Below are 19,947 nucleotides of genomic sequence, written 5' to 3'. Positions count from 1 at the left end.
GCTCAACGCTCGCCCGCGGAAAGCGTAGCTAATTCCACACCATGCAGAAAACAGATTAATATTTGTATTTATACACTTTTTCATTACCCTAGCTTTTCCCGTGGAGTCATCGCCTGCAACGACAACCAACAAACATATCTTCAAGAAAAAAATCTGCTCCTATAAAAAGAGAGCAGATTTTACTATTTTAATTCTAATTTCTTTGTTGAAATGGATTAATTAAAAGAATGATATTAATCGCGACCGTAGTATGCAAGAAGACCGTTTACTACACCTTCTGCAACTGTTTCACGATAATGATCCGTATTTACTAATTTAGCATCAGAAGAATTCGATACGAAGCCCAGCTCTAATAAAACAGACACTACAGAATTATATCTAACTACATAGTAATCTACCGCTTTTAATTTACGATCACCATAATTTGGATATTCATCTTTAACAGCTTCTTTGATTCCTGCATGAATTGCTTCTGCGAATTTTTTACTACTTACTTTAGCAGAAGTTGAATAATAACTTTCATAGCCACTTGCAGAAGATGGGCCTGAATTATGATGTACACTGATGAAAGCATTTGCGCCTTTTTGCTTCGCATATGCAGCACGTTGATCTAATGTTAAAAATTGATTATCAGTTGTACGAGTCATATAAACCGTACCGCCAACCTTTTCAATTGCAGTTTGAATTGCCTCAGCTGCTTGTAAATTTAATTTTTTTTCAACTACACCATTTCCTGATGCACCATTATCTTGTTTACCATGTCCAGGATCAATAACAATTTTAATGCCAGCTAGAGAGCCTTTTACACTATCAGATACAGTTGATGTAGGTTTTTTTGTCGTAATTGTACTACTGCTCGTATTAGCAGAAATCCAACCTTTTTGTTTTGAATTGTACTGAACTTCTACCCATTTGTTATCTGAAATACGTAATATTTTAAAGTAATTTCCTTTTGAAACTTTGCCAAGTGTTGGAGCAGCAGTTGTAGGTAATGATCGAACATTTAAAGTACTAGATTTCATAACAAAGTACTGTGTTTTAGAAGGTTTTGCTGCTGTAAATGAGATATTAGCCGTTGTAGCAAAACCATAGTATGTACTACCATTAATCCAGCCTTCAACATCATTATAATTTACATAAATCCAACCATTACTTGCTTGTTTTAAAATTTGCACCTTTGCTTCAAAAGGTACATCTTGTCCAAGAGATTCAGCACTTGCGCTATAGTTGTCACGTAGTGTTAATCCAGTAGGTTCTGTTACATAAAAGTAAGTTGTTTCTTTAGGTACTACTACGGTAATTGAACTAGTTGTTGGCTCTTTTACTTTTTGTATACCATATTTTCCAGATACCCAGCCTTTTTTACCTGTTTGATATGTAACTTCTACCCAACCATTACTTGCTATACGTGAGATTAGTAATGATTCATTTTTATTAACATGATCTAATTTTGTTGAACTTGATGAAGGTTCTGAACGTACAGATAATGAGTTAGCAGTGACGACAAAGTATAAATTTTCTTTAGCTTTTGTTATTTTAGGTTTTGATTCTGTTACTTTTTTGTCCGAAATCGTCACATATGATGCGCTTACCCAACCGGTTAGACTAGCTGTTTTAATTTGAACCCAACCATTTTTTTGTTGAATATATGTAGCTGTTTTTCCTTTATTTAATTTTCCAACGGACTTAGAGGTAGTAGAATTTGATTGACGGATATTTAAGTTGTCCACTTTAGAAGTGACGATTTTCGAAGTAATAGAAGCTGTTGAAACGGAAGATGCAACCGTTTTTAAATATTTAGCGGATGCCCAACCTTTTGTACTTTTATACTTCACTTGATACCAATCACCACTTTTTGCAAGCTTTGTAACAGTCGTATTCTTTTTAAGTGATAAAAGGACTTTTGAACTAGTGTTTGGTGCAGTACGAAGATTTAATGAATTGGCCGTTACTTTTAAATTTGTCGTAGCAGCATCTGCTTCTGGAATTACTGAGAACATGGAGATGACTAATACTAGACAAAGTGAGACAATAGTCACTATATTTAGTTTTTTTGTATTCATGATTTCCCTCCTTTCTTCCATTGTAAATTGAATAGTCATAAAAAACTATATGTTTTTTAAAATAGTTGACATATTTCGCGGAAATGATATGATATGAATTAATCTTTATGATAAATAAATTGCCTATGACCAAGAAAGTAACAATCATGGCGTACATTAAAAGAGAAGAAAAGACGTGGCTGAAAGCTTTTCTATTGTACCGATTAGTGAAAAACACTTGAGAGGTTTTTCTTCGAACGAGTCATCTAGTAGGGGAAAACGGTATCGGCCGTTATCCGATTTGAGAGGATTTAGTAAGTAACACTAAATCAACTAGGGTGGAACCGCGGAAGCTTATATAGCTCTCGTCCCTTGCGTTAAGCAAGGGGCGAGAGCTTTTTGTTTGATTGCGGAGGCGGCTAGTGAAGCTTTGATATCAGGATTCACCTTAAGTTGTAACTGTTTATAATAGAAAGGAGAAATGTGTATGAGTTTTAAAGTACCTAGAGGCACACAAGATATTCTACCGGGCCAAACAGAAAAATGGCAGAAGGTTGAGGAAATTATCCGTCATCTTTGCCAAGTTTATCGTTACCAAGAAATTCGCACACCTATTTTTGAATCCACTGAGCTATTTCAACGTGGTGTAGGTGATACAACTGATATCGTGCAAAAGGAAATGTACACATTTAAAGATCGTGGAGATCGTTCACTTACTCTTCGTCCAGAAGGTACAGCAGCAGTTGTACGCTCATATGTTGAACATAAGATGTTCGGTCAACCAGATCAACCTGTTAAATTATCTTATATTGGACCAATGTTCCGCTATGAACGTCAACAAGCAGGTCGATATCGTCAGTTCGTACAATTTGGTGTAGAGGCAATCGGAAGTAAAGATCCAGCGATCGATGCAGAAACTATTGCACTTGCGATGAATGTTTATGAAGCAGCTGGATTAAAAGATGTAAAATTAGTGATTAATTCACTTGGTGATCAAGAAGTTCGTGCAAAACATCGCGAAGCATTAGTGAAACACTTTGAACCACATATTCACGAATTTTGCTCAGACTGTCAATCACGTCTTGAAAAAAATCCACTACGTATTTTAGATTGTAAAGTGGATCGCGATCATCCGTTAATGGCAACAGCACCAGCCTTAACAGATTACTTAAATGAAGAATCTGCAAACTATTTCGAACAAGTGAAAAAATATTTAGATGTACTTGGTATTTCTTATGTAGTAGATCCAAATCTTGTTCGTGGTTTAGATTACTATAACCATACTACTTTTGAAATTATGAGTACTGCTGAGGGATTAGGTGCCATTACAACTTTATGTGGTGGAGGTCGCTATAACGGTCTTGTAGAAGAAATTGGTGGACCTGAATCACCTGGTATTGGATTTGCCATGAGTATCGAACGTTTACTATTAGCTTTAGAAGCTGAAGGAAAAGAGTTGGATACCGAAAATCAATTAGATATGTACATTGTTGCAATGGATGAAGAAGCTAAACTAAAAGCTGTAGAATTAGCAAGTTCTTTCCGTGCAAAAGGCATTTCTACTGAAATAGATTATTCAAATCGTAAAATGAAAGCACAAATGAAATCAGCTGACCGTCAAAAAGCTACATGGGTTATTGTACTTGGAGAATCAGAAATAGCTGAACAACAAGCAACAGTGAAAAACATGGCAACTGGAAATCAAGAAATGATTCCATTCCATGATTTGGTAAACTATTTAACGAAACAGAAAGAACAATAATTGGAGGAATTATACATGGCTACACGTACACATGAATGTGGAGTATTACGCGCTGAAAATGTTGGCGAGCGCGTCGTATTAAAAGGTTGGGTACAATACCGTCGTGACTTCGGTGGATTAATCTTCATCGATTTACGTGACAGAACTGGTTTAACACAAGTTGTGTTCACACCAGAAAACTCTCAAGAAGCATTAGATCTTGCGGATTCATTCCGTAGCGAATATGTTATCGAAGTAGAAGGTGAAGTACGTCCTCGTACACCAGAAATGGTCAACCCGAACTTAGAAACTGGTGAAATCGAAGTTTACGTTGATAAAGTTACTCTTATCAACAAAGCAAAAACACCACCATTCCAAATTGAGGACCGTATCCAAGTAAACGAAGATTTACGTTTAAAATACCGTTACCTAGACTTACGTCGTCCTGTAATGTACAACACATTCAAATTACGTTCTGACGTAACAAAAATCATTCGTAACTTTTTACAAGATGAAGGTTTCCTAGAAGTTGAAACACCAATCTTAACAAAATCAACTCCAGAAGGCGCACGTGACTATCTTGTACCATCACGTGTACACGAAGGCGAATTCTACGCACTACCACAATCACCACAATTGTTTAAACAATTATTGATGGTATCTGGATTTGAAAAGTATTTCCAAATCGCTCGTTGCTTCCGTGACGAAGACTTACGTGCTGACCGTCAACCAGAATTCACTCAAATCGATATGGAAATGAGCTTCTTAACACAAGAGGAAATTCTTGATATTAACGAACGTTTAATCCAAAACGTAATGAAAGAAATCAAAGGAATCGATGTTCCACGTCCATTCCAACGTATGAAATATGACGAAGCAATGTCACGTTACGGTTCAGATAAACCAGATGTTCGCTTCGGTTTAGAATTGATCGAGCTTTCAGATGTTGTTGCTGGATGTAACTTCAAAGTGTTTGCACAAACTGTTGAAGCTGGAAACCAAGTAAAAGGTATTAACATCAAAGGTGCAAATGATAACTACTCTCGTAAAGACTTAGATGAATTAACTAAATTCGTTGGACGTTACGGTGCAAAAGGTCTTGCTTGGATTAAAGTTACTGAAGAAGGTCTGACAGGTCCGATCGGTAAGTTCTTCCAAGATGAATTTGGTCAAAAATTAGCTGATCGTATGAAAGCAGAACCAGGTGATACTTTAGTATTCGTTGCAGATAAAAAATCTGTTGTTGCTGATTCTCTTGGTGCTCTTCGTAAAAAATTAGGTAAAGAACTAGGCTTAATCGACGAATCTCAATACGCATTCTTGTGGATTACTGATTGGCCATTACTTGATTACTCTGAAGAAGAAGGACGCTACACAGCAGCTCACCATCCATTCACTCGTCCATTCGATGAAGATCTTGAAAAAATGGACACAGCACCTGGTGAAGTACGTGCACAAGCTTACGATATCGTACTAAACGGTTATGAACTTGGCGGTGGTTCACTTCGTATTTACGAAAAAGACCTACAAGAAAAAATGTTTGAAGTACTAGGATTCACTCAAGAACAAGCACAAGAACAATTTGGTTTCTTAATGGATGCTTTTGAATATGGTGTTCCGCCACATGGTGGTTTAGCATTCGGTCTTGACCGTTTCATCATGCTACTTGCTGGTCGTGACAACTTACGTGACACAATCGCGTTCCCTAAAACAGCATCTGCAAGCTGCCTTCTTACTGAGGCTCCAAGCACAGTTGCAACAGCTCAATTAGACGATTTACACATTCGCACTAAAACATTGGCTGACGAAGATTAATAGCGGAAACGTTCATGCACAATTTTGAATAACTGATAATAAACCCTTTGCCACTCTAACTTGGTAAAGGGTTTATTCATTTCTTTCGAAGTCTTTCCCTTCTAATGACATCGAAATTTTATATAATTTTCTTTAAATTTATTTCAGTTTATTTTGATTTTTCTGAACATTAATGTTAATATTGATTTAACAACAAATCCTGATGTGTTCGATGAAACTTAATCAGTTTTGACCGAACATAGTATCGTTGGGAGTTGGCATTTTGAAATGGCAATCATGCCCTCAAGGGACTTTTAAAGTTTCAAATACGACACCCACCTGCAATAGAGCGGGTTCAAAGCGATTTAGAAAAAAACAACGGCACAATTGGGATTTGTTACATTAAGAGACTAATAACCTCTGATTCTTATAGAATCAGAGGTTTTATGTTTTATATGAAATAGAAAAAAAGAATGAAAATTAAAAGAGAAACATAGAATATACGGTAATATCTCAATCACTTAGGGGGAATTAAATATCATTAATAAGAAAGTATTAAAAATCTATGAAAGCGCTTTATTATTGGTATAGACAACTATACCAATAGAATCAATAACAAAGGGGAGTGTATTTCATGTTAGGATTTTTGCAAAAAATCGGTAAATCCTTAATGTTTCCGATTGCTACATTACCTGCAGCAGCATTGCTTCTACGTTTAGGTTCAGATGATATGCTTGGTAGCTTCAATGTGAAATTCGTACAAATTATTGCGCACATTATGGCTGCATCCGGAGACGCAATTTTGGGTAATTTACCAATTATTTTTGCGATTGGTATTGCAATGGGGTTTGCTTTCGATAACAGTGGTGGTGCCGCACTAGCTGGTGCAATTGCACATTTAGTATTAACGGGCGTATTAGAAAAGATTAATGAAAATTTAAATATGGGAGTTTTTGGCGGTATTATAGCCGGTATAGTTGCTGGACTTTTATACAATAAATTTTACAATGTAAAATTCCCAGAATGGTTGTCATTCTTCGGTGGACGAAGATTTGTTCCTATTATAACATCGATTACAATGGCAGTACTTTCAGGGATTTTAGCATTTGTATGGGGACCAATACAAAATGTTATTGATGCAGGTGGTAACTGGATGATAGGTGCTGGTGCATTAGGAGTAGGTGCCTATGGTTTCTTTAACCGTTTATTAATTCCAGTTGGTTTACATCATGTCATAAATACAATTATTTGGTTTGATTTCGGTAAATTCACAAATGCGGCAGGTGAAGTTGTAAAAGGAGATATTCCACGTTTCTTAGCTGGAGATCCAACTGCAGGGATCTTCCAAGCAGGTTTCTTCCCAATTATGATGTTTGGTTTACCAGCAGCATGTCTTGCAATGTACTTTGCAGCTAAAAAAGAGAAACGTGCTGCGGTTGGTGGTATGTTCATTTCTATTGCCTTAACTGCATTTATCACAGGTGTAACAGAACCAATTGAATTTACTTTTATGTTCTTATCTCCAGTGTTATATGTGATTCATGCTATCTTAACTGGGGTTTCATTAATCGTTGCTTCGACATTAGGTATCCATGATGGATTTGGCTTCTCAGCTGGGTTAATCGATTACTTACTAAACCTTGGTATTGCTCAAAAACCATTATTATTAATACCTCTTGGCTTAGTTATTGCGGCAATTTACTTCGTAGTTTTCTATTTTTTAATTATCAAATTAGATTTGAAAACACCAGGCCGTGAAGATGAAGATGAGGATGCTCAAGAACTAGAAGGAACTGAAGATGAAGTACTTGACGCGAAAGCTTATCACACAATCGAAGGATTAGGCGGGATAGAAAATATTCAACAAGTTGATTATTGTACGACACGTCTTCGCTTAACTGTGAAGGATGCAGATCAAGTAGACGAAAAAGAACTAAAAAAATATGGTGCACGTGGCACAATGCGTATTAGTAAAACAAATGTCCAAGTAATCATTGGTACATCTGTTGAATTCTTAGCTGTAGCGATGAAAAAACGTCTTGCAAAAGGAAATCCTGCACCAAATACAACTGTTGCAGCAGAAGATTTAGAAAAAACAGAGGATACTATTACAACATTTCAGTCAGAAGATTTTGAAATGCCTGTAACAGGAGAAATTATCCCGCTATCTGAAGTTCCTGATCAAGCATTTGCTTCAGGTATGATGGGCCCTGGTTTTGGAATAATACCAAAAGATAATATGTTAAAATCACCTTTCGATGGTAAAGTAACGATGATTTTCCCAACTAAACATGCAATTGGTTTGATCAGTGATACAGGTATTGAAATTCTAATTCATATTGGGCTAGATACAGTAAAATTAAATGGTGAAGGATTTGAAGTCCTAGTAGAACGAGATCAATTGATTCAACGTGGTGATGCATTGATAAAAGTTGATTTAAATTATGTAAAAGCGAATGCACCATCTATTGTAACACCTATCATTTTCACGAATTCTCAAGACAAAACAATTACTTTAGAAAAAACAGGTTATCAAAGAAGTGGAACTGCAAATATTGTGAATATCAAATAAAATCTCAATCGATGAAACAAACTATTCGATTATAGTGGAAACTATTAGTATTTTAAGCCAGGTTAACACCTGGCTTATTCTTAGGAGATGTTCTGATTGACTCAATCATTACTAATTCAAAATGTAACAGTTGTAAACAACAACGAGATCAAAAAAAATCAAGATGTTTATATAAAAAATGGCAAAATTATTGAAATAGGAAAACAACTATCTATTTCTTCTAATAAAAAAATAGATGGATCAAATAAGTATCTATTCCCTGGTTTTATTGATATGCATATACATGGATGTGCTGGTAAAGATACGATGGATGCAACGCCAGAAGCAATTCATACTATGGCTAAGTCATTAGTGAAAGAAGGAACAACAAGTTATTTAGCTACTACTATGACTCAATCAAAAGATGCCATCGAAGCAGCACTAAGCAATTTAGCAAATTTCAGAAGTACTGAAGATGAAGCGGAAATCCTCGGTATTCATATAGAAGGACCATTCATATCCCAAAAACGTGCAGGTGCACAGCCTCTTCAACATATTGTTCCTCCTACAATTGAACAATTTGAGTATTGGCAACGATTAAGTGGAAATCGTATTAAAGAAATAACCGTGGCTCCTGAAGTTGAAGGTGGCTTTGCGTTTGTTGAGGCACTTTCAAAACAGGGTATCGTTGTATCGATTGGTCATTCAGATGCAACCTTTGTTGACATGCAAAAAGCTGTATCACTCGGGGCTAAACAAGGAACCCATTTATATAATCAAATGAGACCTTTCCATCATCGTGAACCAGGAGTTGTTGGGGGAACCTTATTGTTACCAGAGATTAAAGCTGAAATTATAGTCGATTTTGTTCATGCTCACACACAAGCTGTAAATCTTGCCTATAAGATGAAAGGTGCTGAAAATATCATCTTAATCACAGATGCTATGCGTGCCAAGGGAGTACCGTTTGGAGATTACGATTTAGGTGGACAATTAGTACACGTCTCAGAAAAAGGGGCTCATCTTACAAATGGAGCATTAGCAGGTAGTGTACTAACGATGGATGCTGCTGTACGTAATATGAAGAAAGCAACAAATTGTACGCTTCAGGAACTTGTAGCGATGTCCTCTTCAAATGCTGCAAAACAACTGAATTTAAAAGGAAAAGGAAAGATTAAAGAGCAGTATGATGCAGATTTAATACTCCTTGATCAAGATCTCGCTATACAAAAAACGATAAAAAACGGTAAAGTAATATTTGGATAGAATCATTATTATTGCAAAAGGTGTTGAATTAGTTGGTCGACAAGAATTCCCATGTACCCATTTATGTACAGATAGAAGAAATTTTAAAAGAGAAAATTTCACATGGCGAATATGCCGTTGGTTGTGCAATTCCTTCAGAAAGAGAGCTTTCTGAGACATTTAATGTGAGCAGAATGACCGTAAGGCAATCAATCACACAATTGGTTAATGATGGTTTTCTTTATCGTGAGAAGGGACGAGGTACGTTCGTGGCCAGTCCTAAATTTGAACAGCCATTAAATGGATTAACTAGTTTTACAGAAGATATGCGGGCTAGAGGTATGGAACCGAGTAGTAATATTGTTATGTTTGAAAAACAATTACCTCCTTATGATATAAGAGAGAACTTTAAGCTTATGGATAATGAAGAAGTATTTTTCATCGCCCGAATTAGAAATGCAGATCATAAACCAATGGCGATTGAAAGAACTTATATACCAGTAAAACTTTTACCAGACTTAAATGAAGAGGATCTTCAAGGATCATTATATAATCTTGTAGAAAATAAATATGGATTTGAAATTAATAATGCCATTCAACAAATGGAAGCTGCAATTGTAACGAAAGAGGATGCAAAATATTTAAAGTTAGAAGCTACAGGAGTTGTTCTAATTATTAAGAGAACGAGTTACTTAGCAAATAGACAACCATTCGAAGTCGTTCGTAGTGTATATAGAGCAGATCGTTATAAATTTATAAGCGAAATTAAGAGGTGAGATCGTGCAAACTTATTTTCAGGAAGTTCAAGGATTAATTCAAGAAGTATCTGAAAAAGAGATGCCAGTGATCAAAGAAGTTGCAAGTATTATTGCTAATCATATCAGACAAAATGGTATCCTCCAATTTTTCGGTTGTGGTCATTCTCATCTACTTGCACAAGAGGCATTCTATAGGGCAGGTGGGCTTGTTCCAGTTCGTTCAATTTCAATTGAACCCTTAATGCTTCATAGAGGTGCATTAACCTCTTCAAAAAATGAAAAAGATCCAAATTTCGTTGCGGATCATATAACAGATTTTGATTTTCAAACGGTAGATGTACTCATCATCATATCAACCTCTGGACGTAATGTTGTACCAATAGATGTTGCACTACTTGCAAAACAGGCTGGAGTTTTTACGATCTCACTGCAATCTTTAAATTATTCAAATCAGCCTTCAAGACATGCTACAAAAAAGCGGCTAGAAGAAATTGTGGATGTAGTAATAAATACACATGTTCCAATAGGAGATGGTGTTTTAAATCATGAAGGCATTCAATATGGTCCTGTATCAACAACTATAGGAGCAACTATTTTAAATGCTTTAATCAGTCAAGTGATTGAGGATTTATCACATGATAATAACGCACTTCCTGTATTTGGAAGTTGCAATGTTGAAAATGCTAGCAGAAATAACGAATCTTTAATAGAACAATATAAACACCGTATAAATTTTAATTAAATTTTGGAGGTACTTATTATGGAAAAACAATTTAAAATTACAGCGACTGAAGGTTTACATGCTAGACCATGTACTTTACTAGTTCAAGCAGTTACTCCTTTTTCATCAGATGTACAACTTACTTTTAATGGAAGATCAGTGAATATGAAATCCATTATGGGTGTAATGTCCCTTGGTATTCCATCTGGCTCAACTATTACGATCGCTTCAGAAGGAGAAGATGCAGAAAATTTATTAGCAAAAGTTTCAACTGTGATTAAAGCTGAGGGAATTGGTGTTGAATGCTTAAGCTAAAAGGAATTGCAGTTTCAAATGGAATTGCGATTGCAAAAGCATATTGCTTAGTTGAGCCAGATTTATCTTTTGAAATGAGTGCAATTCAAAATGCTAATCAAGAAAAATTGCGATTAAGAAATGCTATCGGAAAAGCAAAATCTGAAATTGAAGAAATTCGAGATAAAGCGAAAGAAAAATTTGGTGACGAAAAAGCAGCAATTTTCCAAGCGCATTTATTAGTTTTGGAAGATCCCGAAATGTTAGAAATGATTGAAAGTAAAATCGATGGAGGAGTAAATGCAGAATTTGCCCTTGATGAAGTTTCTACCATGTTTATCGGAATATTTGAAACGATGGATAACAACTATATGAAGGAAAGAGCAGCGGATATACGAGATGTATCTAAACGATTATTAGCAAAGCTATTAAATGTGGAGATTCCTGATTGTAGTCACATAAATGAGGATGTCATTATTGTGGCTGATGATTTAACACCCTCAATGACAGCACAATTGGACAAAACACATGTAAAAGGATTTGTTACGAATATAGGTGGACGTACATCCCACTCTGCTATTTTAGCAAGAACAATGGAAATCCCTGCAGTCGTTGGTACAAAAACAGCAACTAAGGATATCCAACCTGGTGCATCCGTTATTTTAGATGGCTCAAATGGCGTGGTCATAGTTGACGCATCTGATGAAGTTACAACTACGTATCAATTATCTCAAAAAGCTTTTAATGAAGAACGTAAATCGTTAGAACGGTATAAAAAATTGCCAAGTGTAAGTGTAGATGGGTATCATGTTGAGATTGCTGGTAACATAGGTAAACCGTTAGATGTAGAAGCTGTACTTTTAAATGGTGGAGATGGGATTGGTCTTTTCCGTACAGAATTTTTATACATGGATCGCGAAGAATTGCCAACTGAAGAAGAACAATTTATTGCTTATAAAACGGTTCTTGAAAAAATGAATGGAAAGCCAACTGTCGTCCGTACTTTGGATATTGGTGGCGATAAAGAGTTGACATACTTAAAAATGGACAAAGAAGTGAATCCGTTTTTAGGACACCGAGCTATCCGTCTATGCTTAGATGATACGAATCTTTTCCGCACCCAACTTCGTGCATTACTCCGTGCAAGTGTATATGGCAATTTGAAAATCATGTTCCCGATGATTGCAACACTTGAAGAACTTAGACAAGCAAAAGCATTACTAGAGGAAGAACGACAAAACCTATTAACAGAAGGTATGAAAATCAGTGATTCTATCGAAATTGGCATGATGGTTGAAATTCCTTCGGCAGCTATTATTGCCGAATTGTTCGCTAAGGAAGCAGACTTCTTATCAATTGGAACAAATGATTTAATTCAATATACGTTAGCAGCAGATCGTATGAACGAAAAAGTCTCTTATCTCTATCAACCATATCACCCTGCCATTTTACGTCTAATTAAAATGGTGATAGAAGGTGCACATAAACAAGGAAAATGGGTGGGGATGTGCGGAGAAATGGCAGGAGACGAAATTGCAATCCCTATCTTACTTGCATTAGGCTTAGATGAATTTTCAATGAGTGCATCTTCTATTCTTCATACGAGGGCACAAATTGCACAATTATCTAAGGAAGAGCTAGTGCAACATCTTGATGTAGTTTTTAAACTTACAACTGCTGAAGAGATTTCACAATATGTGAAGAAGCATTTTTTGAAAACATCTAAGGAGAAATCATGAGGTGTAAGATGACTATTCAACTAGAATCCATTCCGAATATCGATCAACTATATGATAGAGCTTTTCATATTGTGAAAGAACAAAAAAATAAAGGGGCAAAAACTTTTGGCCTTGCTACAGGTGGTACTATGCTCCCTTTGTATGAACGTATTCGTAAAAGTTCTCTAGATTTTTCAAATTGTATAAGTGTAAATCTTGATGAGTATGTTGGCTTACCAAAAGAACATTCACAAAGCTATATTTCATTTATGAAAAAACAACTTTTCAATACAAATCCATTTAAAGTATCCTATTTGCCAAATGGAGAAGCCGAGAACCCTGAAGAAGAAGCAGTGCGTTATGAGAATGTGTTAAAATCAATAGACCTTGATTTTCAAATATTAGGGGTGGGGGAAAATGGTCATATTGGTTTTAACGAACCTGGAACATCTTTCACAAGTGAAACACATGTTGTGACATTAACTGCGTCTACAAGGAAAGCGAATGCTCGTTTCTTTAACTCGATTGATGAAGTACCAACACAAGCAATCACAATGGGAATCGGAACGATTATGCGAGCACATCAAATTCTACTCATTGCAGTAGGTGAGAAAAAACGAACTGCATTACAAGCTTTGATAAATGGTGACATTTCTGAAGAAATACCAGTAACAGCATTAAACAAACATGATCATGTAATTGTTTTAACAAATTTAGAATTATAGAGTTCATTTCAAAAACTTAGCAAATAAGTTGATAAGAAGACACTAGATGTTAGTAAACATTTAGTGTCTTCTTTTTATGAAAAATAATATATAATTTCAGAATTTCAAAAGAAAAATATGAAATGGGTGAGTTAATATCTTCACTTGAATTTTGGTTTGACAACAAAAAAAGAGGGGATAAGATATTTATTTCCTGAATAAATCAATTTCATAAATCTATTTACATTAAATGATACCCCATTTTGTTTATAGTGGAGCGAAAGACGGCGACTCCTACGGGAAAAGCTTGAGCTGAAAGCCCCGCAGGAACGTAGTGACGAGGAGATTGAAGCCAAGCTCGTGGAAAGCGCCGTCTGTAGCGGAACATTCACATTTGAATATGGAAACGTTAATATGTTCATTTTCGTGTTTTTTATCAAATCTTTGAATTATGAAATTGATTCGAATATTAAAGTCTTATTTCATATTTTATAAAGAGACTACGAAATACAGTTTCATTGATAATGTAAAAATGAAGTAATATGTTGAAATGCTATTTCATATTAAATGTAATAACAATGTGGATAAATTATAAAATAATACTCTTTTAATGGGGTGGTTCGTTTGTTTGGATTTTCAATGTATTTAAACAAGGACATCACTGAAAATGATCTACTTTATATTCGTCAGATGAAAGAAGCAGGATTTGAAGAATTGTTTACTTCTTTGCATATTCCTGAATATGATACGGAACTTTATAAAAAACGTTTAAGTGCATTGGGAGATGCGTGTAAGAGTTCCGGAATGAACCTGACTGTAGATATTTCTCCATCTGCACTTGAAACGATTGGTCTGTTCTTAGAAAAAGCTGAAGATATTCAAGATATGGGGATTACCGGAATTCGCTTGGATTATGGGTTTAAAATGGAAGAATTAGCCGCATTATCAAAGAAAATGCTTGTTGCTTTGAATGCGAGCACAATTATTGATGAAGATGTTGTTCGATTAAAACAATACGGTGCAAATTTTGAAAACATCGAAGCATGGCATAATTATTATCCGAGAAATGAAACAGGTTTAAGTATGCAATTTTTAGAAGAAAAAAACAGAGCATTAAAAAAGGTAGGCTTTACAACGATGGCCTTTGTTCCTGGAGACGAACAACTTCGTGGGCCAGTATTTAGTGGTTTACCTACCCTTGAAAAGCATAGAGGTTATCATTCATTAAGCTCAGCAATCGAGCTACTAAATGAAACTGCAACGGATAAAGTTTTTATAGGTGATCCCCGAATAAGTAAAAGAACAATGGAACAATTTAAAGCATTTTTAAAAGATCAAACTATATTACTTTTTGGATCGTTATTAGAACATGCACCCAGCTATATTACAAATCCTTTTCATAATCGGTTAGATATGGCAAGAGATGTCATTCGTTTTGAGGAAGCAAGATCACTTATAACTGAGACAATTCAACCAAAGAATACAGTTAGACGTGAAAAAGGATCAATAACCATTGATAATTTCAATTACGGTCGCTATATGGGAGAAATTCAGATTACAAGATGTGATTTGCCATGCGATGGAAAAGTAAATGTCATTGGTGAAATACGAATAGAAGACTTTGATTTATTACCATTGATTGTTGCAGGACAGAAACTGATGATTAAAGAGGTGCACTAATGGATTTAGAAAAGCTTACAACAGAAAAAAGAAATGAAAAAACGATGCAACTCGATGAAATGAATATGGAAGAAATACTTTATTTAATAAACAACGAAGATCAAACGGTTCCAAAAAGTGTTGAAAAAGAAATTCCTCAGATCAAAAAGGTAGTAGAAGCTATTGTCACAGCATTTCAAAACAAAGGTCGTCTTATTTATATGGGGGCTGGCACGAGTGGGCGGTTAGGTATTTTAGATGCTGCAGAATGTGTACCAACTTTCGGAACTCCACCAGAAAAAGTTGTTGGTTTAATTGCGGGAGGTATATCTGCAATGACAGTTGCTGTAGAAGGGGCAGAGGATTCAGAAGGATTAGCTAAATGTGATCTTCAAGAATTACAACTAAATAACAAAGATATTGTCATTGGAATTGCAGCAAGTGGACGTACTCCCTACGTGGTTGGCGGCTTAAAATATGCTAATGACGTAGGTGCAACAACTGCAAGTATCGCTTGCAATAAGAATGCTGTTATTAGTACATACGCTACACTTCCAATTGAAGTAGAAGTTGGACCTGAAATTTTAACTGGTTCTACAAGATTAAAATCAGGAACCGCACAAAAACTGATACTGAATATGTTATCAACCGTATCCATGATCAGTATTGGAAAAATATATAAAAACTTAATGGTAGATGTTAAGCCAACGAATGAAAAATTAATAGAACGTTCCAAACGGATTATTATGCAAGCTACGGATTGTACGTATGAGGAATCGAGTGAAATCTTTGAGCAGGCGAATCGAGATGTCAAGCTAGCAATTGTCATGTTGTTAACAAATTTGGGGAAGGGGGAAGCAAAAGAGCGTTTGAAAGAAGCAAAGGGGTTTGTAAGAAAAGCACTTTAAGGGGGATTGTACATGGCGGAATCAAAAGAACAACGGTTAGCTAGAGAAATATATGATCAAGTCGGTGGATTAGGGAATGTATCTAAAATAATTCATTGTATGACCCGTGTTCGTATGACAATTAAAGATGAGTCAAAAGTAAATCTCGATGGTTTAAAAAATGTTCAAGGTGTTTTAGGAATAGTCGATGATGTAACATTACAGGTAGTCATTGGTCCAGGAACTGTAAATAAGGTAGCGAACGAAATGGTATCAATGGCAGGCGTAAAGCTAGGAGAACCTTTTCCAGAAAAATTTAGCATAGCGAATAATGAAGATAATCTAACAGATCGACAACGAGTTGAAGCAAAGGCTGCAGAAGTAAAGGCAGTTCATAAATCAAAACAAAAAAACACAAAGTTTAAAAGAGTATTAAAATCAATCTCTAATATCTTTGTTCCACTAATACCTGCATTTGTAGGTGCTGGTCTATTGGGTGGAATAGCTGCCATTTTATCTAATATGTTAGTTGCAGGGCAAATAGGGGATAGCTGGTCACAAATTATCACGATTTTAAATATTATCAAAAATGGTGTATTTGCTTATCTAGTAATCTATGTTGGGATTAATAGTGCCAACGAATTTGGTGCAACACCTGGATTAGGTGGGGTTACAGGTGCCACAACTTTATTAACAGGTATGAATCCTGAAGTACCATTAAACAATATTTTCAATGGATCTGCATTAGCAGCAGGGCAAGGTGGTATTTTAGGGGTTATCTTCGCTGTTTGGATTCTTTCAATTGTTGAAAAAAATGTACGTAAATTTGTTCCGGATGCAGTAGATATAATTGTGACACCTACCATTACACTGCTGATTGTTGGATTAATTACAATCTTCATTGTGATGCCAATAGCGGGGGTTATATCTGCAAGTTTGGTAGGTGCGGTTAACTGGATATTAGATGTTGGTGGTGCATTCTCAGGATTTGTACTTGGGGCAACATTCCTTCCGATGGTTATGTTTGGATTGCATCAGATTTTGACTCCACTTCATATTGAAATGATTAATAGTTCCGGGGTGACATTATTATTACCTGTATTAGCGATGGCTGGTGCTGGTCAAGTTGGCGCCGCAATCGCATTATGGGTGAAATGTCGTAAAAACAAAAAAATTACAAACTTGATTAAAGGTGCTCTTCCTGTAGGGATTCTTGGTATTGGTGAACCGTTAATTTACGGGGTAACCCTTCCTTTAGGCCGACCATTTATTACCGCTTGTATAGGAGGCGGAATTGGTGGAGCTATGATTGCTGGTATTGGTGGCATTGGCTCCATAGCTATTGGACCAAGTGGTATTTCGTTAATTCCGCTAATTTCCAATGGGCATATCCTTGGTTACATTTTAGGATTACTTTCAGCTTACATCGGTGGCTTTGTGGCAACCTATTTCTTCGGTGTTCCCAAAGATGCTATGCAAGAAAGTGAAATTGAAAGCGAGAAATAATTTAAACGAATCTATAAAACAGGGAATGTATTAATGAAAAATCATCTATTATTTTCCATTCAAAATAAATTATCGTCCTTATCGTCTGCTGAAAGAAAGGTAGGAGTATTCATTTTAGAGCATGCAAAAGATGTAATTGAAATGAGTACAGAAGAATTATCTACAAAAGCTGGAGTGAGTCCAGCAACAGTCATTCGGTTTTGTCAATCGGTCAGTAATGAGGGCTTTACAGCATTTAAGTTAAAATTATCAGCGGAATCAATGGTTGATAAAAAATTGTATCAAGAGATTAATCCAAGAGATTCAATAGAACAAGTGAAAGATAAACTATCTCTTCGTATTCAACATACAATTGAACAAACAAACCAAAAACTATCAGATAATAGCATTCAACAAGCAGCACAATTGTTAAAACAATCTGATCGAATATATATTTATGGAATGGGTGCATCAAACGTCGTTGCTGAGGATATGACACAAAAGTTTTTGCGTGTAGGAAAAACAGTTATACATTCTCTAGACCATCATTTAATTACTGCTTCGCTGTCAGCACAACATGAAAACTCGGTATTATTCTTAATCTCAAATTCGGGAGAGAAACAAGAGAGCATTAAATTAGCCAAGATGGCAAAGGAATTACATGTAGCAAGAATAGTTATGACACACAATGCTAATAGTGAATTAGCAAGCCTAAGTTCGATTAAACTTATTCATGATACAAGTGAAGAAAATAAGACAATTCGAAGTGCTGCGACGACATCTCTTATTGCCCAACTCTATGCTTTAAATATATTGTATTACTCTTATATAGTGTTAGATTTTGACGAAAATATTGATAAACTTTCTGCATCACATAAAATTGTGAGAGACTACTTTTAACAATTAAAACTTCATTCAGAAAATGTAAGATAAGTAAGTAGAAAGTATAGTCGATGCAATCCTACATAGTCTTAGTAGGATGCATCGACTTTTTTAGTTACTAAAAATGAACCAACTTATTTCAATTTTTTCGATATATTTTTCACCATAAATTATTCGTGCTATAATTAGTAATTGTTTTAGATAATTATCAAAGTAATTGACTTGGTTTACTAAAGAAATGAAATATGTATAGATGGAGTGGATTTTCATGTTACATCAATTTTCAAGAAATGAACTTGCAATAGGACAAGAAGGATTAGATAAGCTGAAAAATGCTACAGTCGCTATTTTAGGTGTAGGTGGCGTTGGTTCTTTTGCAGCTGAAGCGTGTGCAAGAAGTGGCGTAGGCCGTATTATTTTGGTCGATAAAGATGATGTCGATATTACTAATATTAACCGTCAATTAGTAGCTTATCTGTCTACGATTGGCAAATCAAAATCAGCAGTGATGAAAGAAAGAATCGCAGACATTAATCCAGAATGTGAAGTCATCGATTTGCATATGTTCTACACAGAAGAAACTTATGAAAAATTCTTTAGTTATGAACCAGACTATGTAATCGATGCTTCTGATACAGTGATATATAAAATCCATATTATGAAAGAATGTTTAAAACGTAATATTAAAATTATTTCTAGTATGGGTGCAGCAAACAAAATGGACCCAACTCGTTTCCAAATTACGGATATCTCTAAAACCCATACAGATCCACTTGCAAAAGTAATTCGACTAAAATTACGTAAACAAGGGATAAAAAAAGGGATTCCTGTAATCTTCTCTGATGAAAGCCCAATCGTTATTCGTCCAGATGTTGCTGAAACAGTAGGCAAACCTGATGCTGCAATTCGAAAAGCAAAAATGCCACCATCCTCAAATGCCTTTGCGCCATCTACAGCAGGTTTAATCGCTGCAAGCTGGGTTGTACGTGAAATTTTGAAGGATATAAAAATTAACCGAGTACAAGGTTAAAGTTTCAATTGTTAAAACGTATTCACACGAAAATGTGTGAATACGTTTTTTTTTACTTAAATTAAGGTTATACTTCGTTTTTTGAAAAATGGAAGTAAATGCCCTTCAACCAGAGCGTGTGGAATGTTACCCAATTATTTTAGGTAGTTTGTAAATGTGTGATGGTCATTATGTAGTAAATAATATAAAATTAGATATTATTACCATAAATGGTTGATGTATTATAACGTTGGCTGATATATTAATTTATATAAACATAATACATATAAATTGTTGGAATATGGAGGTATTTTATGTCGCGAGTAAATGCTCCTTTAACTAATGCAGTCTTTTACAGCTATCTTTGTTGATGTGGAATTAGCGAAGACTCCTGCGGGAAAGCGAGAAAGGTGAGACCCCGCAGGGAACGAAGTGAACGAGGAGGCTCAACGCTCGC

The 19,947-nt window shown here is 35.5% G+C and carries 15 protein-coding genes, 1 other RNA gene and 1 other annotated feature; of the genes, 15 read left to right on the top strand and 1 reads right to left on the bottom strand.

What is annotated here, in order from left to right; genetic code table 11:
- Positions 1-233: 233 nt before the first annotated feature.
- The gene (locus tag ABE048_RS14030; RefSeq protein WP_430311882.1) at positions 234-2,063 is read right to left on the bottom strand and encodes an SH3 domain-containing protein; all 1,830 of its coding nucleotides are present in this window, start codon (positions 2,061-2,063) and stop codon (positions 234-236) included.
- Positions 2,064-2,179: 116 nt separating this feature from the next.
- Positions 2,180-2,418, top strand: a binding site (T-box leader).
- Between the two features lie 111 nt (positions 2,419-2,529).
- Between ABE048_RS14030 and hisS the strand changes: the two genes are divergently transcribed.
- The 15 genes from hisS to ABE048_RS13955 all read left to right on the top strand — a co-directional run bounded on the left by hisS (position 2,530) and on the right by ABE048_RS13955 (position 19,511).
- Entirely contained in the window at positions 2,530-3,804 is a 1,275-nt protein-coding gene (gene hisS, locus ABE048_RS14025; protein ID WP_430311881.1) for a histidine--tRNA ligase, read from the top strand.
- Between the two features lie 15 nt (positions 3,805-3,819).
- Positions 3,820-5,598, top strand: coding sequence for an aspartate--tRNA ligase (gene aspS, locus ABE048_RS14020; RefSeq protein WP_430311880.1), 1,779 nt, complete (start codon positions 3,820-3,822; stop codon positions 5,596-5,598).
- Positions 5,599-5,791: 193 nt separating this feature from the next.
- A non-coding RNA gene (ssrS, locus tag ABE048_RS14015) (6S RNA) lies at positions 5,792-5,975 on the top strand.
- A gap of 236 nt (positions 5,976-6,211) precedes the next feature.
- Complete coding sequence (nagE, locus tag ABE048_RS14010; protein WP_430311879.1) at positions 6,212-8,149, top strand: N-acetylglucosamine-specific PTS transporter subunit IIBC; 1,938 nt, start codon at positions 6,212-6,214, stop codon at positions 8,147-8,149.
- 96 nt (positions 8,150-8,245) lie between these two features.
- Positions 8,246-9,394, top strand: coding sequence for an N-acetylglucosamine-6-phosphate deacetylase (gene nagA, locus ABE048_RS14005; protein WP_430311878.1), 1,149 nt, complete (start codon positions 8,246-8,248; stop codon positions 9,392-9,394).
- A gap of 32 nt (positions 9,395-9,426) precedes the next feature.
- On the top strand, positions 9,427-10,149 hold the full coding sequence (locus ABE048_RS14000) for a GntR family transcriptional regulator (RefSeq protein WP_430311877.1): 723 nt from the start codon (positions 9,427-9,429) through the stop codon (positions 10,147-10,149).
- A 4-nt stretch (positions 10,150-10,153) separates the two neighbouring features.
- Complete coding sequence (locus ABE048_RS13995; protein ID WP_430311876.1) at positions 10,154-10,873, top strand: sugar isomerase domain-containing protein; 720 nt, start codon at positions 10,154-10,156, stop codon at positions 10,871-10,873.
- 15 nt (positions 10,874-10,888) lie between these two features.
- Complete coding sequence (locus tag ABE048_RS13990) at positions 10,889-11,167, top strand: phosphocarrier protein HPr (protein ID WP_430311883.1); 279 nt, start codon at positions 10,889-10,891, stop codon at positions 11,165-11,167.
- A complete protein-coding gene (gene ptsP, locus ABE048_RS13985; RefSeq protein WP_430311875.1) occupies positions 11,155-12,885 on the top strand; it encodes a phosphoenolpyruvate--protein phosphotransferase in 1,731 nt (576 codons plus the stop codon). Before ABE048_RS13990 ends, ptsP begins: the two co-directional genes overlap by 13 nt.
- An 8-nt stretch (positions 12,886-12,893) precedes the next feature.
- Positions 12,894-13,589: a glucosamine-6-phosphate deaminase gene (locus ABE048_RS13980; protein ID WP_430311874.1), complete on the top strand. Its 696-nt coding sequence runs from the start codon at positions 12,894-12,896 to the stop codon at positions 13,587-13,589.
- A gap of 603 nt (positions 13,590-14,192) precedes the next feature.
- The gene (locus ABE048_RS13975) at positions 14,193-15,248 is read left to right on the top strand and encodes a DUF871 domain-containing protein (RefSeq protein WP_430311873.1); all 1,056 of its coding nucleotides are present in this window, start codon (positions 14,193-14,195) and stop codon (positions 15,246-15,248) included.
- Entirely contained in the window at positions 15,248-16,135 is an 888-nt protein-coding gene (gene murQ / locus ABE048_RS13970) for an N-acetylmuramic acid 6-phosphate etherase (protein WP_430311872.1), read from the top strand. The genes ABE048_RS13975 and murQ overlap by 1 nt, the downstream gene beginning before the upstream one ends.
- A 12-nt stretch (positions 16,136-16,147) precedes the next feature.
- Entirely contained in the window at positions 16,148-17,620 is a 1,473-nt protein-coding gene (locus ABE048_RS13965; RefSeq protein ID WP_430311871.1) for a PTS transporter subunit EIIC, read from the top strand.
- Between the two features lie 33 nt (positions 17,621-17,653).
- Positions 17,654-18,499, top strand: a complete 846-nt coding sequence (locus ABE048_RS13960) for a MurR/RpiR family transcriptional regulator (protein WP_430311870.1) — start codon at positions 17,654-17,656, stop codon at positions 18,497-18,499.
- Positions 18,500-18,749: 250 nt separating this feature from the next.
- Positions 18,750-19,511 carry a tRNA threonylcarbamoyladenosine dehydratase gene (locus ABE048_RS13955; RefSeq protein WP_430311869.1) on the top strand — a complete coding sequence of 254 codons (762 nt, stop codon included), beginning with the start codon at positions 18,750-18,752 and terminating at the stop codon, positions 19,509-19,511.
- Positions 19,512-19,947: the final 436 nt, after the last annotated feature.

It is taken from the genome of Rummeliibacillus pycnus (assembly GCF_050459865.1).
Taxonomy (GTDB): domain Bacteria; phylum Bacillota; class Bacilli; order Bacillales_A; family Planococcaceae; genus Rummeliibacillus; species Rummeliibacillus pycnus_B.
The sequence above is the reverse complement of the archived record's forward strand: the minus strand, read 5'-3'. Positions and strand labels throughout refer to the sequence as shown.